Here is a 22,995-nt window from a genome sequence, read left to right as displayed (position 1 = left end):
GCCGGCGCTCGCCTACGGCGCGCTGCTCGAACGCGCCAACCGGCTGGCGGCGCATCTGCGCGCGCGCGGCGTGGTGCCCGGCATGCTGGTGGCGGTGTGCGTCGAGCGCGGCGCGCCGAGCATCGTCAGCCTGCTGGCGGTGCTCCAGGCGGGCGGCGTCTGGCTGCCGCTCGATCCGGCGTATCCCGATGCGCGTCAGGCCGCGATTCTGCAGGACGCGGGCGCCGGGGCGCTGGTGCTGGACGCCGCGACGCAGGCGCGCTTCTCGCGCATGCGTCACGGCATTCCGCTCACGATCCGCCTGGACCGCGAACGCGCGGCGATCGCCAAGCGCGAAGCGCGCGCACTGGCGGTGCGGCTCGAACCGGACAGCCCGGCCTACATGATCTACACCTCCGGCTCCACCGGCCGCCCCAAGGGCGTGCTGGTGTCGCACGGCGCGCTGGCGTTGCATTGCGCGGCGGCGATCGAGGCCTATGCGCTCGATCCGCGCGACGCGGTGCTGCAGTTCGCGTCGCTGCATGTCGACACGGCGCTGGAGCAGATCCTGCCGACGCTTGCGTGCGGCGCGACGCTGGTGCTGCGCGGCGAATCGCTGTGGACCGCCGAGGCGTTCCGTGTCGCGCTGCACGCGCACCGCATCACCGTGGCCGATCTGCCGCCGGCCTATTTGCGCGAGGTGCTCGAGGTGGCGCGCGGCAGCGCGCCGGGCGAGTGGACGCAGGTGCCGCGTCTGCTGATCGCGGGCGGCGAGGCGCTGCCGCCCGAAACGGCGCGCCTGTGGCAGGCCGGCCCGCTGGCCGGCGCGCAACTGATCAACGCCTACGGGCCGACCGAGGCCAGCATCACGAGCCTCGCGCACCGCGTGCCGCGCGGCGAGCCGGCCGCGGACGTCGCGATCGGCCGGCCGCTCGCCGGCACCGAAGTCTATGTGCTCGACCGCGACGGCAATCCCGTGCCGGAGGGCGTGCCGGGCGAGCTGTACCTCGGCGGCCCGCGGCTCGCGCTCGGCTATCGCGGCTATCCCGAGCTGAGCGCGGCGCGCTTCGTGCGTCACCGGTTGTCCGCCGATCGCGAGGCGCGGCTTTATCGCACCGGCGATCTGGCCTGTTTCGTGCCGGGCGGCGACGGCCTGATCGCGTTTCGCGGCCGGCTCGATCATCAGGTGAAACTGCGCGGCTTCCGCGTCGAGCTCGGAGAAATCGAGGCGGCGCTGCGCGAGTGCGGCGCCCACGACGCCGTGGTGCTGCTGCGCGACGTGGCGGGCCACGGGCCGCAATTGCAGGCCTACGTGGCCGCGCCGCGGGCCGGCTACGACGAGGGCGAACTCGCGCGCCAATTGGCGGCGAGGCTGCCGGCCTACATGCTGCCCGGCGCCTACGTGCGGCTCGACGCGCTGCCCATGACCCCGGGCGGCAAGCTGGACCGCGCGAACCTGCCCGAGCCGGCGATGCGCGAGGCCCGTGCGGCGCAGGGCGCGCCGCAGGATGCGACGACGTTGCGGCTCGCGTCGATCTGGCGGCGCATCCTCGCGCTCGGCGCGGGCGACGCACTGGGCGAGGACGATCACTTCTTCGCGCTCGGCGGGCATTCGTTGGCCTGCGTGCGGCTGCTCGCGGCGCTACGCGAGGCATTCGGCGTGGATCTGTCGATCGCGTCGCTGATTCAGGCGCCGACGCTCGGGCAGCAGGCGCAATGCCTGCGCGAGCGCGGTGCCGCCGAGCCGGCGCCGCACGCGGCCGAACGGGCCGCGACTGCGTCTGCCGCATTGGCTGGGGTTGCGTCTGCCGGGTTGGCTTCGACTGCGTCTGCCGTATTGGCCGGTGCCGCGCCCGCCGGGTTGGCTTCGACTGGGTCTGCCGCGTTGGCTTCGACTGCGCCCGCCGCTCCGGCAGGCAGCCCGCTCGTGCTGCTGCGCGAGCACGACGGCGGCGGCGAGCCGCTGTTCCTCGTGCATCCGGTTGGCGGCAACGTGTTCTGTTATCTGGAACTCGCGCGGCAGCTCGATATCGGCCGGCCGATCTACGGCATCCAGTCGCGCGCCTTGAGCGATGGCGGCCACGATCCGTGCGCCGAAACCGGCATCGAGGCGATGGCGGCGGCCTATGTCGCGGCGTTGCGCGAGGTGCAGCCGCACGGCGAGGTGCATCTGGCCGGCTGGTCGCTGGGCGGCGTGATCGCGTTCGAGATGGCGCAGCAGTTGCGCCGGGCCGGCCGCGCGGTCGCGCTGCTCGCATTGATCGACAGCTACACGCCGGCCTGTCTGGCCGAACTCGAGGCGAACGCCGGCGGAGGCCTGCCCGGCCGCGCCGGCCTGCTCGACGCGTTCGCGCGCGATCTGCTCGGCGCGACGCGAGGCGCGCAGGCCGGCCCGGCGCCGACGGGCGATCTCGACGCGCTGCTCGCGTCCGGCGAGGTGGCGCGGGTTCTGCCCGAGATGGATTTGCCGCAGCGCCGCCGCCTGTTCGAGGTGTTCGAGGCGAACAGCCGCGCGCTGCACGATTACGTGCCGCAACCGTACGACGGCCCGATCGTCGCGTTCGGCGCGGCGGCGCAGGCCGGCCACCCCGCGCGCGGCTGGGATGCCTGCGCGCGCGGCGGCTTGCTGATCCATGCGCTTCCCGGCGATCATTATTCGCTTTTGAACGCGCCGCACGTCCCCCCCCTTGCGCGGATGCTGGTCGAGCGACTGGCGGTGCGCGAGCTTTCCATTACGACATCCATGCACGACGCAAGGCAGGCAAGTGAATAAAGCAGAAACGATGCACGCGACCGACGCGTCGCCGTTCGACTGGTGGGGGCTGCTGACCGACCAGGCGTTCCTGACCAACCCCTATCCGTACCTCGAAACCCGGCGCGAATTCGGCCCGGTTCAGCACGACGCCGCGTCCGACGTCTACTTCGTCATCGGGCATCGCGAGTTCGGCCAGGTGGCGCGTTCGCCGCAGTTCGGCCGCGACACCCGCTTGTGGCGCGACGGCTGGGCCGCGCCGCAGAACGCCATCGGCGATCCGCTGATGTTCAGGCTGTTCAGCGAGTTCCAGCCGCAGATGATCAATTCGAATCCGCCCGATCATCGCCGCATGCGCGCCGTCTACGAGCAGTCGTTCAAGCCGGCGGCGATCGCGGCGCTGGAGGCCATGATCGAAGCCGAGGCGGACACGCTGCTCGACGCGATGCCGGCCGAGGGGCCTGTGGAATTCATGGCGGCGTTCGCCACGCCGCTGCCGCTGCGCGTGCTGCGCAACATGTTCGAGATGCCCGAGCGGATGGACGGCGAGATCAGCCGCTGGAGCGCCGCGCTGATCAAGCTCGCCGACGTGATGCTGACGCCGCAGCAGAAGCAGGATGCCTACGACGCGCTGCTGGAATTCAAGACCTACCTGCGCGGCCACCTTGCCGAGCGCCGCAAGCATCCCGGCGGCGGCATGATCGACGCGGTGATCGCCGCGCACGACGACGGCACGCTCGACGAGGAGGAGACGCTGGTCAACCTGGTGGCGATGCTGATCGCCGGCCATGAAACCACCGTCACGCTGATCGGCAACGGCATGCTGACCTTGCTGCGCCACCCGCGCGAGCTCGAGCGGCTGCGCGCGGACCGTTCGCTGATGCGCTCGGCGATCGACGAATGCCTGCGCTACGAGCCGGGCGGCAACATGATCGTGCGCGTCGCGATCGAGGACGCGGAGGTCGGCGGCGTGACGATTCCGGCGGGCAGCATGGTGCTCGGCCTGATCGGCGCGGTCAATCGCGACCCGCGCAGCTTCGCCGACCCGCAGACGTTCGACGTCGGCCGCCATCCCAACACGCATTACACGTTCGGCAGCGGGATTCACGTGTGCATCGGCGCGCCGCTGGCGCGGCTCGAGGCGCGCATCGCGTTCGACAAGCTGCTGGACCGCTATCCGGCGCTCGCGCTGGACGGCGAGCCGGCCTGGCGGCTGGACAGGATCAACGGCCGCGGGCTGGGCCATTTGCCGATGCGGGTGGGCGCATGAAACGGGTTGGTATCGAAGCACTGAACATTCACGGCGGCATGGCGTACCTCGACGTGCGCGAATTGTGCGAGCACCGCGGGCTCGACCTGCCGCGCTTCCAGAATCTCCTGATGAAGGAGAAGACCGTCGCGCTGCCGTACGAGGACCCGGTCACGTTCGCCGTCAATGCGGCGCGTCCGCTGGTCGACGCGTTGCCGCAGGCCGAGCGCGACCGCATCGAGATGGTGGTGGTGTGCACCGAGTCGGGCATCGATTTCGGCAAGTCGATGAGCACCTACGTGCACGACTATCTGCGCCTGCGTCCCAACTGCCGGCTGTTCGAGATCAAGCAGGCCTGTTATTCGGGCGCGGCCGGCCTGCAGGTGGCCGTCAATTTCCTGCTGTCCGGCACCTCGCCCGGCGCGAAGGCGCTGGTGATCGCCAGCGACATCTCGCGCTTCGCGCTGGCCGATGCGGGCGCGATTCAGGAGTGGGCGTATTCCGAGCCGAGTTCGGGCGCCGGCGCCGCCGCGCTGCTGATCAGCGACACGCCGCATCTGCTGGCGATCGATCCGGGCGCGTACGGCAATCATGCGTTCGAGGTGATGGATACCTGCCGGCCCGGCGCTGACCTCGAGGCCGGCGACGCCGACCTGTCGCTGATGGCCTATCTCGACTGCTGCGAGCACGCCTACCGCGATTACGCCCGCCGTGTCGACGGCGCGGATTTCCGCGAATCGTTCGCTTATCTGTGTTTCCACACGCCGTTCGGCGGGATGGTGAAGGGCGCGCACCGGCAACTGATGCGCAAGCTCTACAAGGCGCCGCCCGCGCAGATCGAGGCCGATTTCGCGCAACGCATGGGGGCGAGCCTCGCGTACGGGCAGCGCGTCGGCAATACGGCCGGGGCCTCGCTGTTCCTCGCCATCGCGGGCACGCTGGCGCATGCCGAGCTGAACACGCCGCGCCGGCTCGGGCTGTTTTCGTACGGCTCGGGCTGCTGCTCGGAGTTCTTCAGCGGCGTGGCCACCGCCGAGGGGCAGCAGCGCCTGCGCGCGTTGCAGATCGATACGGCGCTGGACCGGCGCTATCGCCTGTCGATCGCCGAATACGAAACGCTGTTGCTCGGCAATGGCACGGTGCGGATCGGCACGCGCGACGTGAAGCTCGATCATGCGATCATCCCCGGCGCCTGGGCGGCGCTGCAGGCCGAGCAGGCCCGCGCCGACGCGCCGCGTCGGCTCGTGCTCGACGAGATCGCCGGCTATCACCGCAAATACCGCTGGATCTGAAACCGGCAATCACGGAGAAACAATTTGAATCGCGATGCAATCCTGAACATGTTGTCGTCGAAGATCGTCGAGGTCGTGCCGGATCTGGCAGGCCGCACGATCGCGCCGACCGACTCGATGACCGAGCTCGGGCTCGATTCGATCGAGCGCTACGAGGCGCTGGTGCTGACGCTCGAGGCGATCGGCCTGGAAGTGCCGCTGGTCAAGCTGCACGGCCCGCGCAACCTGGGCGAACTCGCGGATCTGCTGCATGCCCTGCTCGCGGCCTGAGCCGGCGGCGCCCGTGGTGACGGGCATCGGCGTGGCGAGCGCGCTCGGCTACGGCAAGCAGGCGTTCCTGCAAGGCTTGCTTGCCGCGCCTTCGGTGTTCGGCGCGATGCGGCGGCCGGGGCGCGGCGACGCCGGGCAGGCGTTCATCGGCGCCGAATTGCCGGAGTCGCCGCAACCGCCGCCCGCGCTCGACCGGCTGCCGCCGCGCATCGCGCGCACCACGGGCCTGAGCGGGCAGGTGGCGGTCGGCGTGCTCGACGAGGCCTGGCGCGAGGCCGGGCTCGATGCGCTCGACCCGCAGGAGATCGGGCTCGTGATCGGCGGCTCGAACCTGCAGGCGCGCGAACAGATGCTGCTGTACCAGGCGCATGCGGCGCGGCCCGCGTTCGTGCCGCCGCGTTACGGCTACGGCATGTTCGACACCGACCTGAGCGGCTTGTGCACCTCGCTGTTTCCGATCGCGGGGTTCGCATACAGCGTGGGCGGCGCGTCCGCGAGCGGCCTGCTGGCGGTGCAGCATGCGCTCGACGCGGTGCGCTCGGGGCGGGTGCGCGCCTGCATCGCGCTGGGCGCGTTGCAGGATCTGTCGCACTACGAATGTCAGGCGCTGCGCTCGGCCGGCGCGATGGGCTCCGACCGGTTCGCGGACCAACCCGGCGAGGCCTGCCGGCCGTTCGACGCCGCGCGCGACGGCTTCATCTTCGGCGAGGCGTCGGCGGCGCTGGTGGTGCGGCGCGCCGAGGATCTGTCCGATCCGGCGGTCGCGGCCGGCAGCTATGGCAGCCTGATCGGCGCGGCGCAAGTGGCGAACGGCTCGCGCGGCACGGCGCCGTCGCTGGACGGCGAACTGCGCGCGATCCGCATGGCGCTCGCGCAGGCCGGCTTGACGGCCGACCGGATCGACTACGTGAACGCGCATGCCACCGGCACGCCGCTCGGCGACGACACCGAGCTGGCCGCCTATCGGCAGGCCGGTCTGACGGCGGCGCGCGTCAATGCCACCAAGTCGATCGTCGGGCACGGCCTGAGCGCCGCCGGCGCGATCGAGCTGGCGGCGACGCTGCTCCAGATGCGGGCCGGCATGCTCCATCCGACGCGCAACCTCACGCAGCCGATCGCCGACGACATCCGCTGGGTCGGCGCGGCGGCCGAGCCGCACACGATGCGTTACGCGCTCAAGCTGTCGTTCGGTTTCGGCGGCATCGACACCGCGCTGGTGGTGCGTGCGCCATCGCTCTCCGAGGAGCACTGACCGATGAGATTCGACACGCTCGCGGTGGAGCGGCGCGACGGCATCTGCCGAGTGCGCTTCGACCGCCCCGAGGCCGATAACGCGATCGATTCGAGCATGGTCGCCGAACTGGGGGCGATGCTGTCGCTGTGCGAACACGGCGAGGCGGGGCAGGAGCCGGTGCGGATCCTGATCCTGGAGGGGTCGCCCACGGCGTTCTGCGTGGGCGGCGATCTGCAGGCCTTCGCCGCGGCCGAGCGGCCGAGCGATCCCGAGCCGCTCTACGATGTCTGGCTGCGGATGGCGCGCGGCCCGTTCGTCACCATCAGCGTGGTGCGCGGGCGCGTCAATGCGGGCGGGGTGGGGATCGTCAGCGCGTCGGATATCGTGCTGGCCGATCGCAGCGCCAGCTTCAGTTTGTCGGAGTTGCTGTTCGGGCTGTATCCGGCCTGCGTGATGCCGTTCCTGATGCGCAGGATCGGCGAGCAGCGCGCGCACTACCTGACGCTGACGACCCGCGCGTTCGGCGCCGAGGAGGCGGCGAGCTGGGGCCTGGTGGATGCGCTCGACGACGACGTCGCGGCGCTGCTGCGCAAGCATCTGCTGCGCCTGAAATTGCTGAGCCGGCCCGCGATCGCGCGCTACAAGCGCTACACGGCGCAACTCGTCGATCAGCTCGAACGCAGCAAGGCGCTCGCGCTCGACGCCAATCGGGAGATGTTCGGCGACCCCGACACGCAGCGCGCGATCCGCCGTTACGTCACCGAATCGAAATTTCCCTGGGAGCCGTAAGCGGCCTGAGCGGTGGCGGCGGCGCCGCGCAGATCCACCGCGCGCACCAGCGGCGACGCGGTGCGCGCCGACGCCGGCAGCGCCTGCGCACGCTGCACGAACGCGTGGTTCAGGCAGGCCATCGACAACAGGAAGATGAAGGTCTGATTTTCCTTGGTGCTGATTTCGGCCGCGGGCTTGGTGAGCACCTTGTTGGTCAGCGCGCGCGCGAACTTCGCGTTCAGCCACGGCAGCTTGGCCAGCTCGGCGTCGGCCAGCAGCATCTCGAGGTAATCGGGGCGGTGCGCGGCGAAGGCCGCGCTTTCGGGCGCGCGGTACGGGAACTTGCGCTTCTCCACCACCGAGGCCGGCAGGCTGTCGCGGAACGCCATGCGCAGCAGCCGTTTCTCCTCGAAACCGTCGTCGAAGCGCAGGTTCACCGAGGCCGCGAGGTCGATCACCTGCTTGTCGAGGAACGGGCAGCGGTTCTCGACGCCGTGCGCGAGGCTCATGCGTTCGCCTTGCGTCGACAGCAGGTAGCCGGGCAGCAGCGTCTTGAATTCGAGCCATTGCGCCTTCTGCACCGGCGTCATCGCGGCGTAGGCGGGCTCGCGCGCGCAGAGCGCGCCGATCGCGGCGAACGGATCGCCCGGCGCGTTCAGCAGGCGCGTGCTGAAGCGGCCGTTCTGGAAGCGCAATTCATGGGAGAACAGGCCCGGCAGCTGTTCCTCGGCGAACTGGCCGTACAGCCCGGTGAGCGCCGCGACATCCTGCGGCCCGTAGTGATCGAGGTGCGGGTAGAGCCGCCCGAGCTGGGTGCCGCGCTGCGTTTCGTCGAGCGTGTTCCAGGCCGCGCGCAGTTGCGTTTCCTTGAACAGGTCGTAGCCGAGGAACGCCTCGTCCGCGCCTTCGCCGCTCAGGATCACCTTGATGCCGGCCTCGCGCGTGTGCCGCGCGAGCAGGTACATCGGCACGAACGCGCTGCGGAAGGCCGGCACTTCGGCATGGAACGCGGCATCGGGAAAGTGCCGCACGATGTCGCCGTGCGTCACGCGCACCGACGAGTGGCGCGTGCCGAGAAAGCCGGCGACCGTCTGCTGCTCGGGCGATTCGTCGAACTGGGCATCCTCGAATTCGACCGAGAAGGTCGAGAGCGTCTGCCCGGTCTGCTGGCCGGCCAGCAGGGCGACGATGGCCGAATCCAGCCCGCCGCTCAGGTACACGCCCACGCCCACCTCGACGTCGCTGCGCAGGCGCAGCGCCACGCTGTCGGTCAGCGCCTGGCGGATCCGTTCGATCGCGTCGGCTTCGCTCGCGATCGGCGCGCCGCCCGCGAAATCGAGCGTGTCGTAGCGGCGTGAGGCCAGCTCGCCGCGCAGGCCGACGCGCAGCCATTCGCCCATCGGCAGGCTGTGGATGCCGGCGAAGCCGGTTTGGTCGGGCAGCGGCGTCCACTGGCCGAGGATCGCCGAGATCTGGGCCGGATCCTGCTCGAACGCGAAACCGGGAACGGCCAGGAACGCCTTCATCTCCGACGCGAACAGCAGTTGCGAGCCGTGGCGCGCGTAGAACAGCGGGCGCTTGCCATAGCGGTCGCGGGCGAGCACGAGTTCCTGCGTGGCGCGGTCGTAGAGCGCGAAGGCGAAGCCGCCGTTGAACTTCTCCAGGCAGCCTTCGCCCCACTGGATCCAGGCCTGCAGCACCACCTCGGTATCGGAGCGGGTGTGGAACACGCAGCCGCGCGCTTCAAGCTGCGCACGCAGCTCGCGGTAGTTGTAGATCTCGCCGTTGTAGCAGAGCCAGTAGCGCCCGCCCGGATCGGAGATCGGCTGGGTGCCGGCCTTCACGTCGATGATGCTGAGGCGGGCGGTGCCCATCGCGAGCCGGTCGTCGATGACATAGCCGCTGCCGTCCGGGCCGCGATGGGCGATCGCGGCCAGCATGCGGCGCATCGTGTCCGGCGCGTGCTCGGGATGGGCGTCGATACTCAGGAAACCTGCGATTCCGCACATAGACGCGCCTGGCTCGTGAATCGGGGGTAGGAGGGGGCGCTCAGGAGTGCGCTTGTGCGGCCAGTTTCTGCTCCACGAACTGCTCGATGCGCGTCACGCTGATCAGCACGTTGTGGGTCATATCCTGTTCGGAGAACTTGATATTGAATTCGCGTTCGATAAAACGGCACATTTGCACATAACCGAACGAATCCATGATGCCCGCCTTGAACAGGTCCGTGTCCTCGGGGAAATCCTCATCGAATTCGATCAGGAAATTCTCCTCGATATAATCTCGGATTTTCGTTTTCATGGCGTCGTATCAGAAAAGCCGCTTGGTTAAAAGCGGCGTTGCGGCGGAGTATGTCACGCGCCCCATGACGCGTCAATCGCGTGCCGGGGCGGTGCGGCGTTACTTCTCTCCATTCAGCAGCAGCGGCATCGATTGCGACGACGTGCCGATCACGATGACCTTGCTGTTCGGCGATTTCGCCAGTTCGACGGTGGCTTGCAGCCCCTGCCATTTCAACATCGAAACCTTGCTGATCTTTTCGAAATCGCGAATGCCCTGCGCTTCGATGATTTTCCGTTCGCGTTCCTTTTCTTCCGCATCGAGCCGGAATTGGTAAGCGAGCAGATTCTGTTCGTCCAATAATTTCTTGACGATGCCTTCCGTCATTTTGTGCGGCAAATCCAGGCGCGTGATCAGCACATGCTCGACACGAATCGGCTGCGTATTGACGCGCGCAATCACGTGTTGTTCGAATTCGCTGGTGAGACTGGTTTCGTCCTTGGCATAGATCGCGTCGGCGCGATATTTGCCGAGCGTTTCCCTGAGCGACGCCACCACCTCCGGAATCACGTAGGTGTTGCCGTAGTCGGGGCCGATCATCTGATTGAGCAGCGGCAGCTTTTCGGTCTGCGGACGATAGCGCACCGACCAGCCCACATCGATCGGCATGCCGTCGCTGGTGAGCAGGGTGATCGTGCCGTGCCGCTCCACGACGCGCACGTCGTAGCTGATGATCTCGTCCCACGGGAACTTGAAGTGCGCGCCTTCGCCGAGAATGCGCGGCGACGTGCCGCCGAAGAACCGGCTCCAGTAAATGCCCTGGAAGCCCGGTTGCTCGGCCACCACGATCATGTCCCACAGCAGCACGACCAGGAACGTCGAAATCAGCAGGAACAGCGTGATGCCGAGTTGGTGCTTGCCCAGAAGGGGCGCCGGCTTCGCTGGCCGTTTGGCGCTTGCGGCGCCGGCAGTGCGGTCAAACTGCTGCGTCATGGCCCTGCGTTCCTTTGCGTCGGCACAGGCTCGATTCGATGTGCATGGGAGGGAATCGTTTACTCGTAGGAAGACGCGCGTCGGCCGAACAGCACCACGATCAGGAGGGCGGTGATGGGGGTGATCACCACGGCGAGCAGCGAAATACCCCAGAAACCGAGCCGGCTATCTTTTCCAAGATAGCCGGCGGTCACGCAAAGCAGCAGGTAGAGAAAGGCAAAGACCATTGGCCCGATGCTCCGGCGGATAGCGATACGGCGTCGCCGGGCGCGAGGCCCGGCGGAACGATCACGCGGCGGGGGCCGCCACGGCGGCTTCCTCGGCGGCCGGGCGCTTCGCCAGGCTGGCCGCTTCCTTGAGGCCCTTGTCGTATTCCTGGCGGAAGAACTCGCGAACCTTGGCCGGTTCGAAGTCGAGCAGCGTGCCGCCGGTTTCGAAGTGGGCGATGAAGACCTTGCCGATGGCGTAGGTCACGCCGGCCGACACGGCCGACAGCGACGTGAACGCGATCGCGCTGCCGATCACCGGGATGAAGCGCAGGCTGCTGGTGGCCAGCGCCTTGCCGAACGTGATGCTGCCCAGGCTGCCGACCAGCGAGACGATGGCCGACTTGGCGGCGTCGTGGCTGAACGGAATCGTGTAGTGGTGCGCGAGATCGCGGATCAGCTTCAGCTCGACGGCGGTGATCGCCACCAGCTCGATGAAGGGCACCGGCAGCAGGCCTGCGCCGGCGGACCAGAGCATGTTGCGCTTGACGATGGCCATGGCCTCGATGGACTTCTGCGCGGGATCCTTGAGCACGGCTTGTGCGGCCTGTGCGGTGTGTTCGACTGCGGCGGCGACGGCTTCCGACATGATATTGGCTCCGTTAACTGAGGTAGCGGGTAGAGGGGCTGCTGTAGCGTCTTGCGATTTCAGGTGAGCGGCTTCGAACGTCGCGGGCCGGGCCTCGAACTGTCTCACGAGCGCATGGCACGCGGATGAACAGGCGTGGCGATGGCTGCCGGTTCATGCCGTCCCGAATGTTGCGACAGTGGTGCATCCCGCCTAACGCCCTCGAACTGCGAGCAGACGGGCGAACCTGAAGGGCCGGCGCTTCGACATCGTGCGGGTTGCTTTGGCACGGACCTGTCAGGCTCACGGCTCGTTCCCGTATCAACCAAGCCGTACTGCGGAAAGCAAACCGAAAGCGGCGCGCGGATCGAAATCGGGCCGCGCCGCCGCCTTTAAAACAGTCGCAATAGTAGCTTTCCGATTCGGGGCACGCAAGATGAAAACCGATAAATCGGAATGCATTTCGGCGCTTATCTTCCGTGCATTCGAAAATGAAGTGCAACACCATTTACGAGGGCGTCTACAATCCGCCATGGCATGCCGCGGCAGCCCGTCTGGGCGGGGCCGGCGGCGATCCGGCGCGGGCCGGGCAGGGGCCGTTCGAATGGATAAAGTGATACGTTTGCGCCGCGCAATAGGATGAACGTTGGGTTCATTTCCGATGTATTGGCCATATCGTTTTCATCGAATCGCGATAGCCTGCCGCGACGCGTGTATGACGCCGCGGTGACGACGCGCCGAATTTCATAAAGACGATTGTCCTTACGTGCCTATTCTTTTTCGATTTCCCGGCCATTCAGCATGACGATTTCAAAATACCTGGTGCCGGTTCGCGGCGCCGGCGAACTGCCGCCGCTGTTCCTGGTGCACAGCATCGCGGCCGAACTGAGCTGGCTGTCGCCGCTGGCGAACCAGTTGCCGAAGGCGCAGCCGGTCTACGGTTTCTCCGCGCCCGGCCTGAACAGCGAGGCGCCGTTCTTTCACAGCCTGCCGGAGATGGCCGCCGCCTATCTGCACGACCTGCGGCAGGTGCAGCCGCGCGGCCCCTACCGGCTGGGCGGGTATTCGTTCGGCGGCACGGTCGCGTTCGAGATGGCGCGCCAGTTGGACGAGGCGGGCGAATGCGTCGAGCTGCTGGTGCTGGTGGACGCGTTCGCGCCCGCGCCGGGGCTTGTGCGAACGCTGAGCCGGTGGGCCGACGATGGCCTGCTGCTGCAGGTGGTGAGCAATCTGTTCGGACTGCATTGGAAATCGCGCGAGCTGTTGCCGGCCGGGCGCTTGCCCGCCGGCGATCTCGCCGCGCAGACCGAGATCGCCACGCGCCACCTGCTCGCGCATTGCACGATCCCGCACAGCTTCGAAGTCCTGCGCGGTTATCTCGCGCGCTGCCAGGCCGTGATGCGGCAGCACGCGGCGCTGCTTGCCGCGTATCGTCCGCAGCCGTTCGGCCCGTGGCGCAACCCGCCGTTGCGCAGCGTGCTGCTGCACAACACGCGCGGCCTGATCGCGCGCGGCAGCGCGTTGCGGCTGCCCGAACTGCCCGACGACGAGCGCGATCCGCCGCACGGCTGGGAGGCCTGGCTGCCGACGCCGCCGGAGCGCTTCGCGATCGATTGCGAACACTTCATGCTGGCGCGCGACCCCGCGCTCGGCGAGGTGGCGCGCGTGTTGCAACAGGTGTTGCACGGCGATGCGGCGTCGAGGCCGGTTGCGGCGGTGTGAGGGGGTTTGAAGCCGCTTGAGGCCGATTGAGGCGGCTTGAGGCCGCCTGAAGTGCTCGAAGTGCTCGAAGCCGCCGCCGCCGCCGCTCAACCGAAGATCGGACGCCCGGTGCTGAGGCTGATGAGCTGGAGTTCGGGCGCGCGCGAGAGCGGGCCGAGCCGGTCGTCGGTCGCATCGAATTGCATGACGCTCGCGGCGGCCGGATCGAAGCGCGGCCAGGCCGGCAGGCGCGGCCCGTTCGGATCGCCGTTGCGCGCGAAATTGGTCCAGTAGCGCGACATCGTGTCGGACAGGCGCAGATCGGCGGCCGTGGTTTTCCACGGGTTGGCGCGCAGCGTGCGCATCGCGTAGGCGATCTCGCTGCCGTGGAACGCGCCGAGCGTCGCGGCCGGGCCTTCCAGATAGATCTTCCCCTTCGGCAGGCTCGGTGCGTGGGCGAAGTGATAGAAGTAGACGGCCTGGCCCGAGGTCTGCCGGTTCAGGCTGGCCCAGGCCGCGGTGTTCCAGGTCAGCGTCTGGTCGGCGAACAGCGCCTTGCCCTGCGCGATGGCCTGCAGCGTCGAATCGGCCGGGTAAAGCGCGTTCGCCGCCGTGGCGTAGTCGCCGTAGAGCTGGCCGATGGTCTGTTGGAGGCCGGCCGGCGTGTCGCCGCCGATCGGCGGGAACACCGAGCCTTCGTTGAGGTTGAAGCCCGCCAGCAACGGCAGCTTGTGCTGCTGGCCCGCCGCGAAGATCCGGTACGGGTCGCCGGTCAGCACCCAGCCGTCGACCGCCGGATTGAAGGTGGGGCCGGCGCCGCCGGCCTTCACGAGTTGCGCGACCGGCAGCGCGCGCAATTGCGCGAGATTCGTCGCGCCGAGCGATTGGGCGAATTGCAGGCCGGTTTGCTCCACCTTCGCGAGCGGTTGCAGCAGGTCGAGATTGCCGTAGCCGATCATGCCGGCGCCGCTCTGGCCGATGGCGCGGTGGAACAGGCCCTTCGACAGCGGCGACACCATCTGATAGCTGACGCTGAACGATCCCGCCGATTGTCCGAACAGCGTCACGTTGCCGGGATCGCCGCCGAACGCGTGGATGTTGTCGCGCACCCAGCGCAGCGCCGCCTGCTGATCGAGCAGGCCGTAGTTGCCCGAGACGCCGTGCCCGGATTCGGCGCTCAGCTCCGGATAGGCGAAGAAACCCGGCACCCCGACGCGATAGTTGAACGACACCACGATCACGCCCTGCTGCGCGAGCGCATCGCCCTGATACAGCGTGCTCGAGCTGGTGCCGTAGACCCACTCGCCGCCGTAGATCCACACCATCACCGGCAGCGGGCCGGGGCCGGCGTGCTGGGGCACCCACACGTTGAGATAGAGGCAATCCTCGCTCATCGGCGTGCTCGGGTAGTAATAGACCGAATCGCGCGAGGACGGCGGCGCGCAGGGGCTCGGGCCTTGACGGTCGGCGCGCCGCACGCCGCTCCACGGCGTCACGGGCTGCGGCGGCCGCCAGCGCAGCCCGCCGACCGGCGGCGCGGCATAGGGGATGCCGAGATAGGCGCGCACGCCGGCCGAGGGGCTCGGGGCGCCGCTGATCAGCCCGCCCGTGACGGGCAGCGGTTCGTGCGGCGTGAAGGTGGCGGTGCGGGTGGCGGCCTGGCTGACGACGGGAAGGCTCAGCGCCAGCGAGCCGCCGAGCGACGCCTTCAGGAAGGCGCGACGATTGAAGTTGGAATGGCTCACTGACGCTCTCTCGTAATGTGATTGGTGTGGTCTGCGCGTGGCTTGCCGCGAGGGCAGTCGGATTCTACAATCGCCCCGGCCTTGCGGCGAGCCCGTTTCGGGTGGGCCGCGCGACGGCATGCGCGGCGCCCGCCACGCGCGTTTCCCGGCGACCGGGCCCCTCGATCATCCGCCCTTCGGGCGACCCTGGCATGACGATTCTCGAACTTTCCGCATCCCCCGCATCCCCCGCATCCCTTGAAGCCCTCGCATCCCGAGCCGATGCCGCCGGACGATCCGCGCCGGGGCGGGCCGCGCAAGCCGCCGCGCTCGCCGACCTGCCCGATCTGTGCGACCTGCGTCTCGACGCGCTGCCCGAGCGTCCGATCGCCCGGGCCTCGCTGGCGCGGCAAGCGCTGCGGTTCGACGATCCCGGCGGCTTCGCGCTCGCCTGCGAATCGGGCTTCTTTGCGTTGCGGATTCCCGACGCGCTCGATCTCGCGCCGACCGACCGGCTCTGCGCGAATTTCTTCGCGCCGCGTACCGGCGATGCCGGCGACACCGGCAACGCGTATCGCGGGTTCCGCGGCCTCGTGCTGGACGACGGCTACCAAGGCTATTTCGACCGCCCTCACGATCAGCTCGAAAGCCTGTTCGTGAGCGACACCGGCTGGCACGCGCATCTGCCGGCCGACGTGGGCGACACCGGCCGGCGCATGGCGTCCATCGCCGACGACATCCTGCGCTGCGTGCTGCGCGGCGTTGGGGTCGCCGCGGACGAGATGGCGCGCGTGACGGGCGGCGCGGCGGACGGCGCGGGCCATCACATGCTCGGTTTCAATCACTACCGGCCCGAGAAGGCGATGCGCGGCTCGAAGTTCCACCGCGATGGAAGCTGGGTGACGCTGTTGCGCAGCACCGAGCCGGGCCTGGTGGCCCTGATCGACGGCGGGTTGTTCGCGATCCGCGCCGATTCGGGCTACCTGATCGTGAACTTCGGCCGCATCATGGAAATCCTGACCGAAGGCCTGGCGCAGCCGGTGCGGGCCAGCATCCACGGCGTGACGCGCACGGCGGGCGAGGGCGCGGGGCGCACGTCCTACACGATGTGCAACTACTCGCGGATCGACGCCGACGTGTACGGCTACGAGGCGGGGCGCGCCATGCGCCGGCAGACGATGCGCGAATACGTGGCGCAGCAGGCGCAGCGCAGCTATGACGATCTGAACGCGCTGTAGCGCCGGCGCGCGGCGCGGCCCCGGCCATGCCGGCCATCGCGCGCCGGTGGGCGGCATCGCCGCGCCAAACCGAGGCGCGGCGCCCGTTCGACGCTCCAAATCCCCACCCGCAGTATCATGGACGGCGTTTTGCGCCCGGTTTTCGCCGGCGCGCCCCGGAACGCAGTCTCATTCCTCTTCCGCGGACCGTGCTGCTCCCCCTGCAACCGCTCCCCGTGATCCATCGATGGCAACCTACGATTTTTCGAATTTCAAGCGCCCCTGGTGGGGCGTGCTCGCGCTGGCGGCCGCCGCGTTCGTGTTCAATACCACCGAATTCGCGCCGGTCGGCCTGCTCAGCGACATCGGCGAGAGCTTGCACATGCAGCCGACCGACGTCGGCCTGATGCTGACGATCTACGCGTGGACCGTCTCGCTCACCTCGCTGCCGCTGATCCTGATCGTCAGCAGGATCGAGCGGCGCAAGCTGCTGATGCGGGTGTTCGCGCTGTTCATCGTCAGCCACATCGTGACGGGCATCGCGCCGAACTTCACGATCCTGATGATCGGGCGGGTCGGCATCGCGTTCGCCCATGCGATCTTCTGGTCGATCTCGGCCGCGATGGTCACGCGGCTGGTGCCGCCCGGCGAGCGCAGCCGCGCGCTCGGCTTCCTGTCGGTCGGCACCTCGGTGGCGCTGGTGGCGGGCGTGCCGATCGGGCGGATGATCGGCGAGGCGCTCGGCTGGCGGCTGACGTTCCAGGTGATCGCCGCCGCGGCCACGGTGGTGATGGGCGTGCTGTGGGTGACGCTGCCGCCGCTGCCGAGCGAGCGCGCCGGCTCGCTGCGCAGCCTGCCGAGCCTGTTGCGCAACCCGAAGCTGATGGCGGTGTATGCGATCACGGTGATCACGGTGTCGGCGCACTTCGCCGTCTATACGTACCTCGAACCGTTCGTACGACAGATCGCGCACATCAGCAACGATCGCATCACCTATCTGCTGGTGCTGTTCGGCATCGCCGGGCTGCCGGCCGCGATGTGCTTCGTGCGCTTCTACACGCGCCGCCCGGAGCAGTACCTGCTGGCCGTGATCGCGATGCTGGCGGCGGCGCTGTTCATGCTGTTCCCGTTCTCGCTGTCGATCGGCACGCTGTCGCTGCACGTGCTGTTGTGGGGCGGCTTCATCATCTCGTTCGGCCTGGCGATCCAGTCGCAGGTGCTCGAACTCGCGCCCGATTCGACCGATCTCGCCGTGTCGATGCTGTCCGCGCTGTACAACGTGGGGATCGGGGCCGGCGCGCTGTTCGGCAACCACATCGCGAACCGGCTCGGCCTGCAGTGGCTGGGCACGTTCGGCGGCGCGCTGGCGGTGGTGTCGGTGGGGATCTGCTGGCTGTCGATCACGCTGAGTCAGCGTCGCGCGGCGGGCTGAGCGCGCCGCGCCGGGCGCGTCATGTCAGGCCAGCAGCCGGTCGATCAGGTCGGCGGTGGCCCGCACGTCGTACTTGCGCAGCAGGCTCGCGCGGTGGATGTCGACGGTGCGCGGGCTGATGTTCAGCTCCTTGCCGATTTCCTTGCTGGTCAGGCCGTGCACGACGAGCGCGGCCACGTCGCGCTCGCGGTCGGTCAGCGTGCTGGCGGCGTCGGCGTGCTTGCCGCCGTCGGACAGATCGGCGAACGTCCAGATCGCCAGCTCGAACGGCCGCTTCGGGTTGTAGCCGAAGCCGCACACCGTCACCCAGAAGTGGCTGCCGTCCACCCGGCGCATGATGCGGTCGTCGCTGAAGCCTTCGCGCTTGGCGATCAGCGGCCCGAGCCGCTGGCCGGTGGCGGTGAAATCCTTCTGCTTCGGATAGAGCTTGGAAAACGACTGGCCGACGATGTCGGCGCGCGTGGCCTTGAACAACTCCAGCGCGCGCGTGTTGCATTCGACCATGATGCGCTCGCGCGCGACGATGACGGCCACCGGCAGATGCAGGAACAGGCTCTCGTAATCGAGGCTCGGCATCGTGCCGGGGGTGGTGGTCATGGCGGGAAGGGCAGGGTGGGCAAGGGCGCAGCGCCGGCCGGCGCTGCGCGATTCTAACGCGCCGCCGTGCCGGTCAGACGTTCCAGACTTCGCCGAAGAAGCGCATCCAGTTCTCGCCCATCACCTTCTTGATCCGCGTTTCGCTCCAGCCGGCGCGCTGCATCGCGGCCGTCAGGTTCGGGAATTCGCCGATGGTTCGGATCCCTTCCGGATTGATGACCTTGCCGAAATCGGTCAGGCGGCGGTAGCGGCCCTTGTCGTGCGTGATCCAGTCGAAGAACTCGGTGCTGTAGCCCTGCGTGAAATCGGTGCCGATGCCCACCTTGTCCTCGCCGATCAGGTCGATCGTGTATTCGATCGCTTCGAGGTAATCGTCGACGGTGGCGTCCGCGCCGCGGCGCAGGAACGGCATGAACATCGTCACGCCCACGAAGCCGTTGGCGTCGGCGATCTCGCGCAGTTGCTCGTCCGTCTTGTTGCGCGGGTGCTCCTTGAGGCCCCACGGGCAGCAGTGCGAATAGGTGACCGGCTTCTTCGAGCAGGCGATCGCGTCCGACGAGGTTTTCGCGCCCACGTGCGAGAGATCCACCATGATGCCGACGCGGTTCATCTCCTGGATCACCTCGCGGCCGTAGCCCGAGAGGCCGCCGTCCGGTTCGTACGAGCCGGTGCCGACCAGGTTCTGCGTGTTGTAGCAGAGCTGCACCACGTTCACGCCGAGTTCCTTGAACACCTCGATGTAGCCGAGGTTGTCCTCGAAGGCATAGGAATTCTGAAAACCGAAGATGATGCCGGTCTTGTTTTCCTTCTTGGCGCGCAGGATGTCGTCGGTGGTGCGCACCAGCGTCAGGATCTCGCTGTGTTCGCGGATCTGCTGCTTCATCTCGGCGATGTTGTCGATCGTCTTCTGGAAATCGTCCCACACCGACACGGTGCAGTTGACGGCCGTCACGCCGCCCTTGCGCATGTCCTCGAACACCGATCGTTCGAACTTCGAAATGTTCAGGCCATCGATGATGATGCTCGAATCGTGAAGCGTGCTCATGTTTCGTCTCTCCGTCAGATGGTGCGTTCGAGGGGATGCCGGGCCGACGCGGCGGGGCTCGCGCCGCCCACGTCTTCCAGCGCGTGCTTCGAGGTTTCCCGAAGCGCGAGGCCGCCGACGATCGCGAGGATCGCGATCGCAATCAGGTAATACGCGGGCGACAGATTGGTGCCGGTGGTGGCGATCAGCCAGGTGGCGACCAGCGGCGCGGTGCCGCCGAAGATCGTGTAGGCGAGGTTGTAGGTGATCGCCGAGGCGGTGTAGCGGGTTTTCGTCGCGAACACTTCCGACATCAGCGGCGCGGTCACCACGCCCGACAGCACCGCGCCGATCGCGAGCAGCGCCACGCCGAGCAGCGATTGCGCGAGCACGCCCGAGCCGCCGAGCGAGAACGCCGGATACACCGACACGATGATGAACACGCAGGTGGTGGCGATGGTGGCGCGGCGGCCGACGCGATCCGAGAACAGGCCGGCGAGCGGGCACAGCGCGGCGGCGAACAGCAGCGCGAGCACGGTCACGAGCAGCGCGGTGCTGCGCGACAGATGGCCGGCCACTTGCAGATAGGTCGCGAAGTAGGTGGTGAACGTGTAGAACGACAGCGCCGTGACCGACACGAACGCGCCGAGCTTGACGATGTTCCACGATTGCGAGCGCAGCGTTTCGGCCAGCGGCGCGTGCGCCACCTCGTGCTTGCCTTCGAGCGCCTGGAACGCGGGCGTTTCGTTGAGGCTCACGCGCAGGTACACGCCGATCAGGCCCACCGGCGCGGCGATCAGGAACGGCACGCGCCAGCCCCAGCCGATCATCGCCTGCGACGACAGCGATGCTTCGAGCAGATACGCCACCACGGCCGCGCAGGCGAACGACGAGAACGTGGACACCGGCACGAAGCTGCCGAAGAACGCGCGCCGGTCGCGCGGCGCGTGCTCCATCACGTAGGCGCACGCGCCGGCGTATTCGCCGCCGGCCGAGAAGCCCTGCACGCAGCGGATCACCGTGAGCAGCAGCGGCGCCCACCAGCCGATGCCGGCGTAGGTCGGCAGCAGGCCGATCAGCGTGGTGGAGCCCGCCATCAGCAGGATCGTGAAGGCCAGCGTGCGCTTGCGGCCGATGCGGTCGCCCACCACGCCGAAGAACAGGCCGCCGAGCGGGCGGAACGCGAACGCCACGGCGAACACCGCGAAGGTCTTGAGCAGCCCGATGGTCGGATCGCCGCTCGGGAAGAATTCGCGGGTGAGGATGGTGGCGAGAAAGCCGTAGGCGGCGAAATCGAACCATTCGACGAAGTTGCCGATCGAGGCGGCCGCGATCACGCGCCGCAACGTCCGGATGTCGACTTCCTGGGTGGCCTGAGCTGACATGGTTCCTCTTCCCCTTTAAGTGTCGGTGTCGTCCGATATCGAAAACGAGGGTAGAGACTCAAAATACCTAGGTCTATACGTGTCAATTACCTAGGTATTCAGGTGCGGATCCGCGCGGCCGAGCCGGCCGGTCGGCCTGTTGAAACCGGCCGTCAGTCTTTTGTGTGCGACAAGGTGGCGCAGGGTAACCCCGTGTTCCGGGTTGGCGCGCCGCAGCGGTTCGGGCATGATATTGAGAATTATTATTATTTGAGCCCCCACGCTGCAATGCTCCTGTCCGATTTGCCCAAGAATGCGTCCGCGACCGTCGTCGCCGTCGCCGATGTCACCCAGCCCGATCCCATCGCCCAACGCCTGCGCGATCTCGGTTTCGTTTCCGGCGAAGCCGTGCGCGTGGTGGCGCACGGCCCGTGGCGCGCCGATCCGGTGCTGATTCAGATCGGTTCCACGCGCTTCGCGCTGCGCCGCACCGAAGCCGCGCGCGTCACGGTCGAGGGAGTGAACGGCCGATGAGCACCCCATCGCTTCGCATCGCCCTGGTCGGCAACCCGAACTGCGGCAAGACCGCGCTGTTCAATCAATTGACGGGCGCGCGCCAGAAAGTCGCGAACTATGCCGGCGTGACCGTCGAGCGCAAGGAAGGGCAGTTCCAGGCGCCGTCGGGGCGCACCGTGCAGGTGCTCGACCTGCCCGGCGCCTACAGCTTCGATTCGGCCAGCCCCGACGAGCGCATCACGCGCGATCTGCTGCTCGGCCGCTATCCGGGCGAGGCGCAGCCCGAACTGATCGTCTGCGTGGTGGACGCCACCAACCTGCGGCTGCATCTGCGCTTCGTGCTCGAAGTGCGGCAGCTCGGGCAGCCGGTGCTGATCGCGCTGAACATGATGGACGAGGCCGCGCGGCGCGGCATCGCGATCGACGTGCCGACGCTCGAGCGCGAGCTGGGCCTGCCGGTGATCCAGACGGTGGCCATCAAGAAGCAGGGCGCCGGCGCGCTGATCGCGGCGATCGACGCGCACCGGCCGGCGGCGGCGCAAGCCGCGCCGCAGGCAACGCAAGCCACCGCCCCGGCCGCCCCGGCCACCTCGTCGCCCGACGCGCACGCCGAAGTGCGCGCGCTGCTGGCCGCCGCCGTGACGATGCCGCGCTCGACCGACGAGCGCGACGACCGCCTCGACCGCTGGACGCTGCACCCCGTGTTCGGCCTGCTGATCCTGGCGCTCGTGATGTTCGTGGTGTTCCAGGCCGTGTATTCGGTCGGCAAGCCGATCACCGACGCGATCGGCGACGGCTTCGACTGGCTCGGCACGATCGTCGGCGCGTGGCTGCCGGACGGCCCGCTGCACAGCCTCGTCACCGACGGCCTGCTGACCGGCCTCGGCACCGTGCTCGGCTTCCTGCCGGAAATTCTCGTGCTGTTCTTCTTCATCCTCGTGCTCGAGGAATCGGGCTACCTGCCGCGCGCGGCGTTCCTGCTGGATCGCATGATGCTGTCGGTCGGGCTCACGGGGCGCTCGTTCATTCCGCTGCTGTCGAGCTTCGCCTGCGCGATTCCGGGCGTGCTCGGCACGCGCAGCATCACGAACCCGCGCGACCGGCTCGCGACGATCCTGGTCGCGCCGCTGATGACCTGTTCGGCGCGGCTGCCCGTCTACGCGCTGCTGATCGGCGCGTTCGTCCCGATGCGCAAGGTGGCCTACCTGTTCAACCTGCAGGGCCTCGTGCTGTTCCTGCTGTACGCGGCGGGCATCGGCGGCGCGATGCTGGTGGGCTGGATCATGAAGAAGCTGCGCGGCGGCAGCGAGGAGCAGGCGCTGCTGATGGAGCTGCCGTCGTATCGCGTGCCGCGCGCGCGCGACATCGGCCTGGGGCTGTGGGAGCGCGGCTCGATCTTCCTGAAGCGGCTGACCGGCGTGATCCTCGCGCTGACGGTGCTGATGTGGTTCATCTCGACGTTCCCGTCGCCGCCGGCCGGCGCCACCGGCCCGGCGATCGACTACAGCATCGCCGGCTATCTGGGCCGCGGGCTCGAAGTGATCTTCGCGCCGCTCGGCTTCAACTGGCAGATCAGCCTGTCGCTGATCCCGGCGTTCGCCGCGCGCGAGACGGCCGTGGCCGCGCTCGCCACCGTGTACGCGGTGGGCGGCGGCGACAGCGACGTCGCGAGCCTCGGCCACGCGCTGACGGCCAATTTCTCGCTGGCCAGCGCGCTGTCGCTGCTGGTGTGGTTCGCGTTCGCGCCGCAATGCATGTCGACGCTA

At 68.3% G+C, this 22,995-nt stretch carries 20 protein-coding genes; 11 read left to right on the top strand and 9 right to left on the bottom strand.

What is annotated here, in order from left to right; genetic code table 11:
• From G3N92_RS15615 to G3N92_RS15590, 6 genes are all read left to right on the top strand, one after another.
• On the top strand, positions 1-2,752 hold a 2,752-nt coding region (locus tag G3N92_RS15615; RefSeq protein ID WP_206128435.1), incomplete at its 5' end, for a non-ribosomal peptide synthetase.
• The gene (locus G3N92_RS15610; RefSeq protein WP_206128434.1) at positions 2,745-4,001 is read left to right on the top strand and encodes a cytochrome P450; all 1,257 of its coding nucleotides are present in this window, start codon (positions 2,745-2,747) and stop codon (positions 3,999-4,001) included. The genes G3N92_RS15615 and G3N92_RS15610, both read left to right, overlap by 8 nt.
• Positions 3,998-5,272 (top strand): hydroxymethylglutaryl-CoA synthase family protein, encoded by a 1,275-nt coding sequence (locus G3N92_RS15605; RefSeq protein ID WP_206128433.1) that lies wholly within the window; start codon positions 3,998-4,000, stop codon positions 5,270-5,272. Before G3N92_RS15610 ends, G3N92_RS15605 begins: the two co-directional genes overlap by 4 nt.
• 24 nt (positions 5,273-5,296) lie before the next feature.
• On the top strand, positions 5,297-5,542 hold the full coding sequence (locus tag G3N92_RS15600; RefSeq protein WP_241014808.1) for an acyl carrier protein: 246 nt from the start codon (positions 5,297-5,299) through the stop codon (positions 5,540-5,542).
• Complete coding sequence (locus G3N92_RS15595) at positions 5,523-6,794, top strand: beta-ketoacyl synthase N-terminal-like domain-containing protein (protein WP_206128432.1); 1,272 nt, start codon at positions 5,523-5,525, stop codon at positions 6,792-6,794. The genes G3N92_RS15600 and G3N92_RS15595 overlap by 20 nt, the downstream gene beginning before the upstream one ends.
• Positions 6,795-6,797: 3 nt before the next feature.
• The gene (locus G3N92_RS15590) at positions 6,798-7,565 is read left to right on the top strand and encodes an enoyl-CoA hydratase/isomerase (protein WP_206128431.1); all 768 of its coding nucleotides are present in this window, start codon (positions 6,798-6,800) and stop codon (positions 7,563-7,565) included.
• Here G3N92_RS15590 and asnB read toward each other — a convergent pair.
• The 5 genes from asnB to G3N92_RS15565 all read right to left on the bottom strand — a co-directional run bounded on the left by asnB (position 7,529) and on the right by G3N92_RS15565 (position 11,675).
• Entirely contained in the window at positions 7,529-9,556 is a 2,028-nt protein-coding gene (gene asnB / locus G3N92_RS15585) for an asparagine synthase (glutamine-hydrolyzing) (RefSeq protein ID WP_206128430.1), read from the bottom strand. The genes G3N92_RS15590 and asnB overlap by 37 nt on opposite strands.
• 40 nt (positions 9,557-9,596) lie before the next feature.
• Positions 9,597-9,848: a phosphopantetheine-binding protein gene (locus tag G3N92_RS15580; protein WP_206128429.1), complete on the bottom strand. Its 252-nt coding sequence runs from the start codon at positions 9,846-9,848 to the stop codon at positions 9,597-9,599.
• A gap of 99 nt (positions 9,849-9,947) precedes the next feature.
• Positions 9,948-10,820, bottom strand: a complete 873-nt coding sequence (locus G3N92_RS15575; RefSeq protein WP_206128428.1) for a prohibitin family protein — start codon at positions 10,818-10,820, stop codon at positions 9,948-9,950.
• A 59-nt stretch (positions 10,821-10,879) separates the two neighbouring features.
• Positions 10,880-11,047 carry a hypothetical protein gene (locus G3N92_RS15570; RefSeq protein WP_206128427.1) on the bottom strand — a complete coding sequence of 56 codons (168 nt, stop codon included), beginning with the start codon at positions 11,045-11,047 and terminating at the stop codon, positions 10,880-10,882.
• 61 nt (positions 11,048-11,108) lie between these two features.
• The gene (locus tag G3N92_RS15565) at positions 11,109-11,675 is read right to left on the bottom strand and encodes a DUF697 domain-containing protein (protein WP_206128426.1); all 567 of its coding nucleotides are present in this window, start codon (positions 11,673-11,675) and stop codon (positions 11,109-11,111) included.
• Between the two features lie 780 nt (positions 11,676-12,455).
• Here G3N92_RS15565 and G3N92_RS15560 point away from each other — a divergent pair.
• Positions 12,456-13,376: a thioesterase domain-containing protein gene (locus tag G3N92_RS15560; RefSeq protein ID WP_206128425.1), complete on the top strand. Its 921-nt coding sequence runs from the start codon at positions 12,456-12,458 to the stop codon at positions 13,374-13,376.
• An 86-nt stretch (positions 13,377-13,462) separates the two neighbouring features.
• Here the strand turns inward: G3N92_RS15560 and G3N92_RS15555 are convergent, their stop codons facing one another.
• Positions 13,463-15,100 carry a carboxylesterase family protein gene (locus G3N92_RS15555; protein WP_206128424.1) on the bottom strand — a complete coding sequence of 546 codons (1,638 nt, stop codon included), beginning with the start codon at positions 15,098-15,100 and terminating at the stop codon, positions 13,463-13,465.
• A gap of 191 nt (positions 15,101-15,291) precedes the next feature.
• On the opposite strand from G3N92_RS15555, the gene G3N92_RS15550 reads away from it, so the two are divergent.
• Both G3N92_RS15550 and G3N92_RS15545 read left to right on the top strand, forming a co-directional pair.
• The gene (locus tag G3N92_RS15550) at positions 15,292-16,317 is read left to right on the top strand and encodes a 2OG-Fe(II) oxygenase family protein (RefSeq protein ID WP_206128423.1); all 1,026 of its coding nucleotides are present in this window, start codon (positions 15,292-15,294) and stop codon (positions 16,315-16,317) included.
• A gap of 226 nt (positions 16,318-16,543) precedes the next feature.
• Positions 16,544-17,728, top strand: a complete 1,185-nt coding sequence (locus tag G3N92_RS15545; RefSeq protein ID WP_206128422.1) for a sugar transporter — start codon at positions 16,544-16,546, stop codon at positions 17,726-17,728.
• Between the two features lie 24 nt (positions 17,729-17,752).
• On the opposite strand, the gene G3N92_RS15540 is transcribed toward G3N92_RS15545, so the two are convergent.
• The 3 genes from G3N92_RS15540 to G3N92_RS15530 all read right to left on the bottom strand — a co-directional run bounded on the left by G3N92_RS15540 (position 17,753) and on the right by G3N92_RS15530 (position 20,734).
• On the bottom strand, positions 17,753-18,325 hold the full coding sequence (locus G3N92_RS15540; RefSeq protein ID WP_206128421.1) for a PAS and helix-turn-helix domain-containing protein: 573 nt from the start codon (positions 18,323-18,325) through the stop codon (positions 17,753-17,755).
• Positions 18,326-18,398: 73 nt separating this feature from the next.
• A complete protein-coding gene (locus tag G3N92_RS15535; RefSeq protein WP_206128420.1) occupies positions 18,399-19,370 on the bottom strand; it encodes a dipeptidase in 972 nt (323 codons plus the stop codon).
• A gap of 14 nt (positions 19,371-19,384) precedes the next feature.
• The gene (locus tag G3N92_RS15530) at positions 19,385-20,734 is read right to left on the bottom strand and encodes an MFS transporter (protein ID WP_206128419.1); all 1,350 of its coding nucleotides are present in this window, start codon (positions 20,732-20,734) and stop codon (positions 19,385-19,387) included.
• A 102-nt stretch (positions 20,735-20,836) separates the two neighbouring features.
• On the opposite strand from G3N92_RS15530, the gene G3N92_RS35505 reads away from it, so the two are divergent.
• Positions 20,837-21,247, top strand: a complete 411-nt coding sequence (locus tag G3N92_RS35505) for a FeoA family protein (RefSeq protein WP_339385923.1) — start codon at positions 20,837-20,839, stop codon at positions 21,245-21,247.
• On the top strand, positions 21,244-22,995 hold a 1,752-nt coding region (locus tag G3N92_RS15520; RefSeq protein ID WP_206128418.1), incomplete at its 3' end, for a ferrous iron transporter B. The genes G3N92_RS35505 and G3N92_RS15520, both read left to right, overlap by 4 nt.

Source organism: Burkholderia sp. Ac-20379 (assembly GCF_017104645.1).
GTDB lineage: Bacteria > Pseudomonadota > Gammaproteobacteria > Burkholderiales > Burkholderiaceae > Burkholderia.
Note: the sequence above shows the minus strand (reverse complement) of the source record. Positions and strands in the feature narration are given on the sequence as shown.

Bases quoted from the DNA above. Each gene is read 5' to 3' on its own strand.
- G3N92_RS15605 (WP_206128433.1), top strand. From the start codon at position 3,998: ATGAAACGGGTTGGTATCGAAGCACTGAACATTCACGGCGGCATGGCG.
- G3N92_RS15595 (WP_206128432.1), top strand. From the start codon at position 5,523: ATGCCCTGCTCGCGGCCTGAGCCGGCGGCGCCCGTGGTGACGGGCATC.
- G3N92_RS15590 (WP_206128431.1), top strand. From the start codon at position 6,798: ATGAGATTCGACACGCTCGCGGTGGAGCGGCGCGACGGCATCTGCCGA.
- asnB (WP_206128430.1), bottom strand. From the start codon at position 9,556: ATGTGCGGAATCGCAGGTTTCCTGAGTATCGACGCCCATCCCGAGCAC.
- G3N92_RS15580 (WP_206128429.1), bottom strand. From the start codon at position 9,848: ATGAAAACGAAAATCCGAGATTATATCGAGGAGAATTTCCTGATCGAA.
- G3N92_RS15575 (WP_206128428.1), bottom strand. From the start codon at position 10,820: ATGACGCAGCAGTTTGACCGCACTGCCGGCGCCGCAAGCGCCAAACGG.
- G3N92_RS15570 (WP_206128427.1), bottom strand. From the start codon at position 11,047: ATGGTCTTTGCCTTTCTCTACCTGCTGCTTTGCGTGACCGCCGGCTAT.
- G3N92_RS15565 (WP_206128426.1), bottom strand. From the start codon at position 11,675: ATGTCGGAAGCCGTCGCCGCCGCAGTCGAACACACCGCACAGGCCGCA.
- G3N92_RS15560 (WP_206128425.1), top strand. From the start codon at position 12,456: ATGACGATTTCAAAATACCTGGTGCCGGTTCGCGGCGCCGGCGAACTG.
- G3N92_RS15550 (WP_206128423.1), top strand. From the start codon at position 15,292: ATGACGATTCTCGAACTTTCCGCATCCCCCGCATCCCCCGCATCCCTT.
- G3N92_RS15545 (WP_206128422.1), top strand. From the start codon at position 16,544: ATGGCAACCTACGATTTTTCGAATTTCAAGCGCCCCTGGTGGGGCGTG.
- G3N92_RS15540 (WP_206128421.1), bottom strand. From the start codon at position 18,325: ATGACCACCACCCCCGGCACGATGCCGAGCCTCGATTACGAGAGCCTG.
- G3N92_RS15535 (WP_206128420.1), bottom strand. From the start codon at position 19,370: ATGAGCACGCTTCACGATTCGAGCATCATCATCGATGGCCTGAACATT.
- G3N92_RS15530 (WP_206128419.1), bottom strand. From the start codon at position 20,734: ATGTCAGCTCAGGCCACCCAGGAAGTCGACATCCGGACGTTGCGGCGC.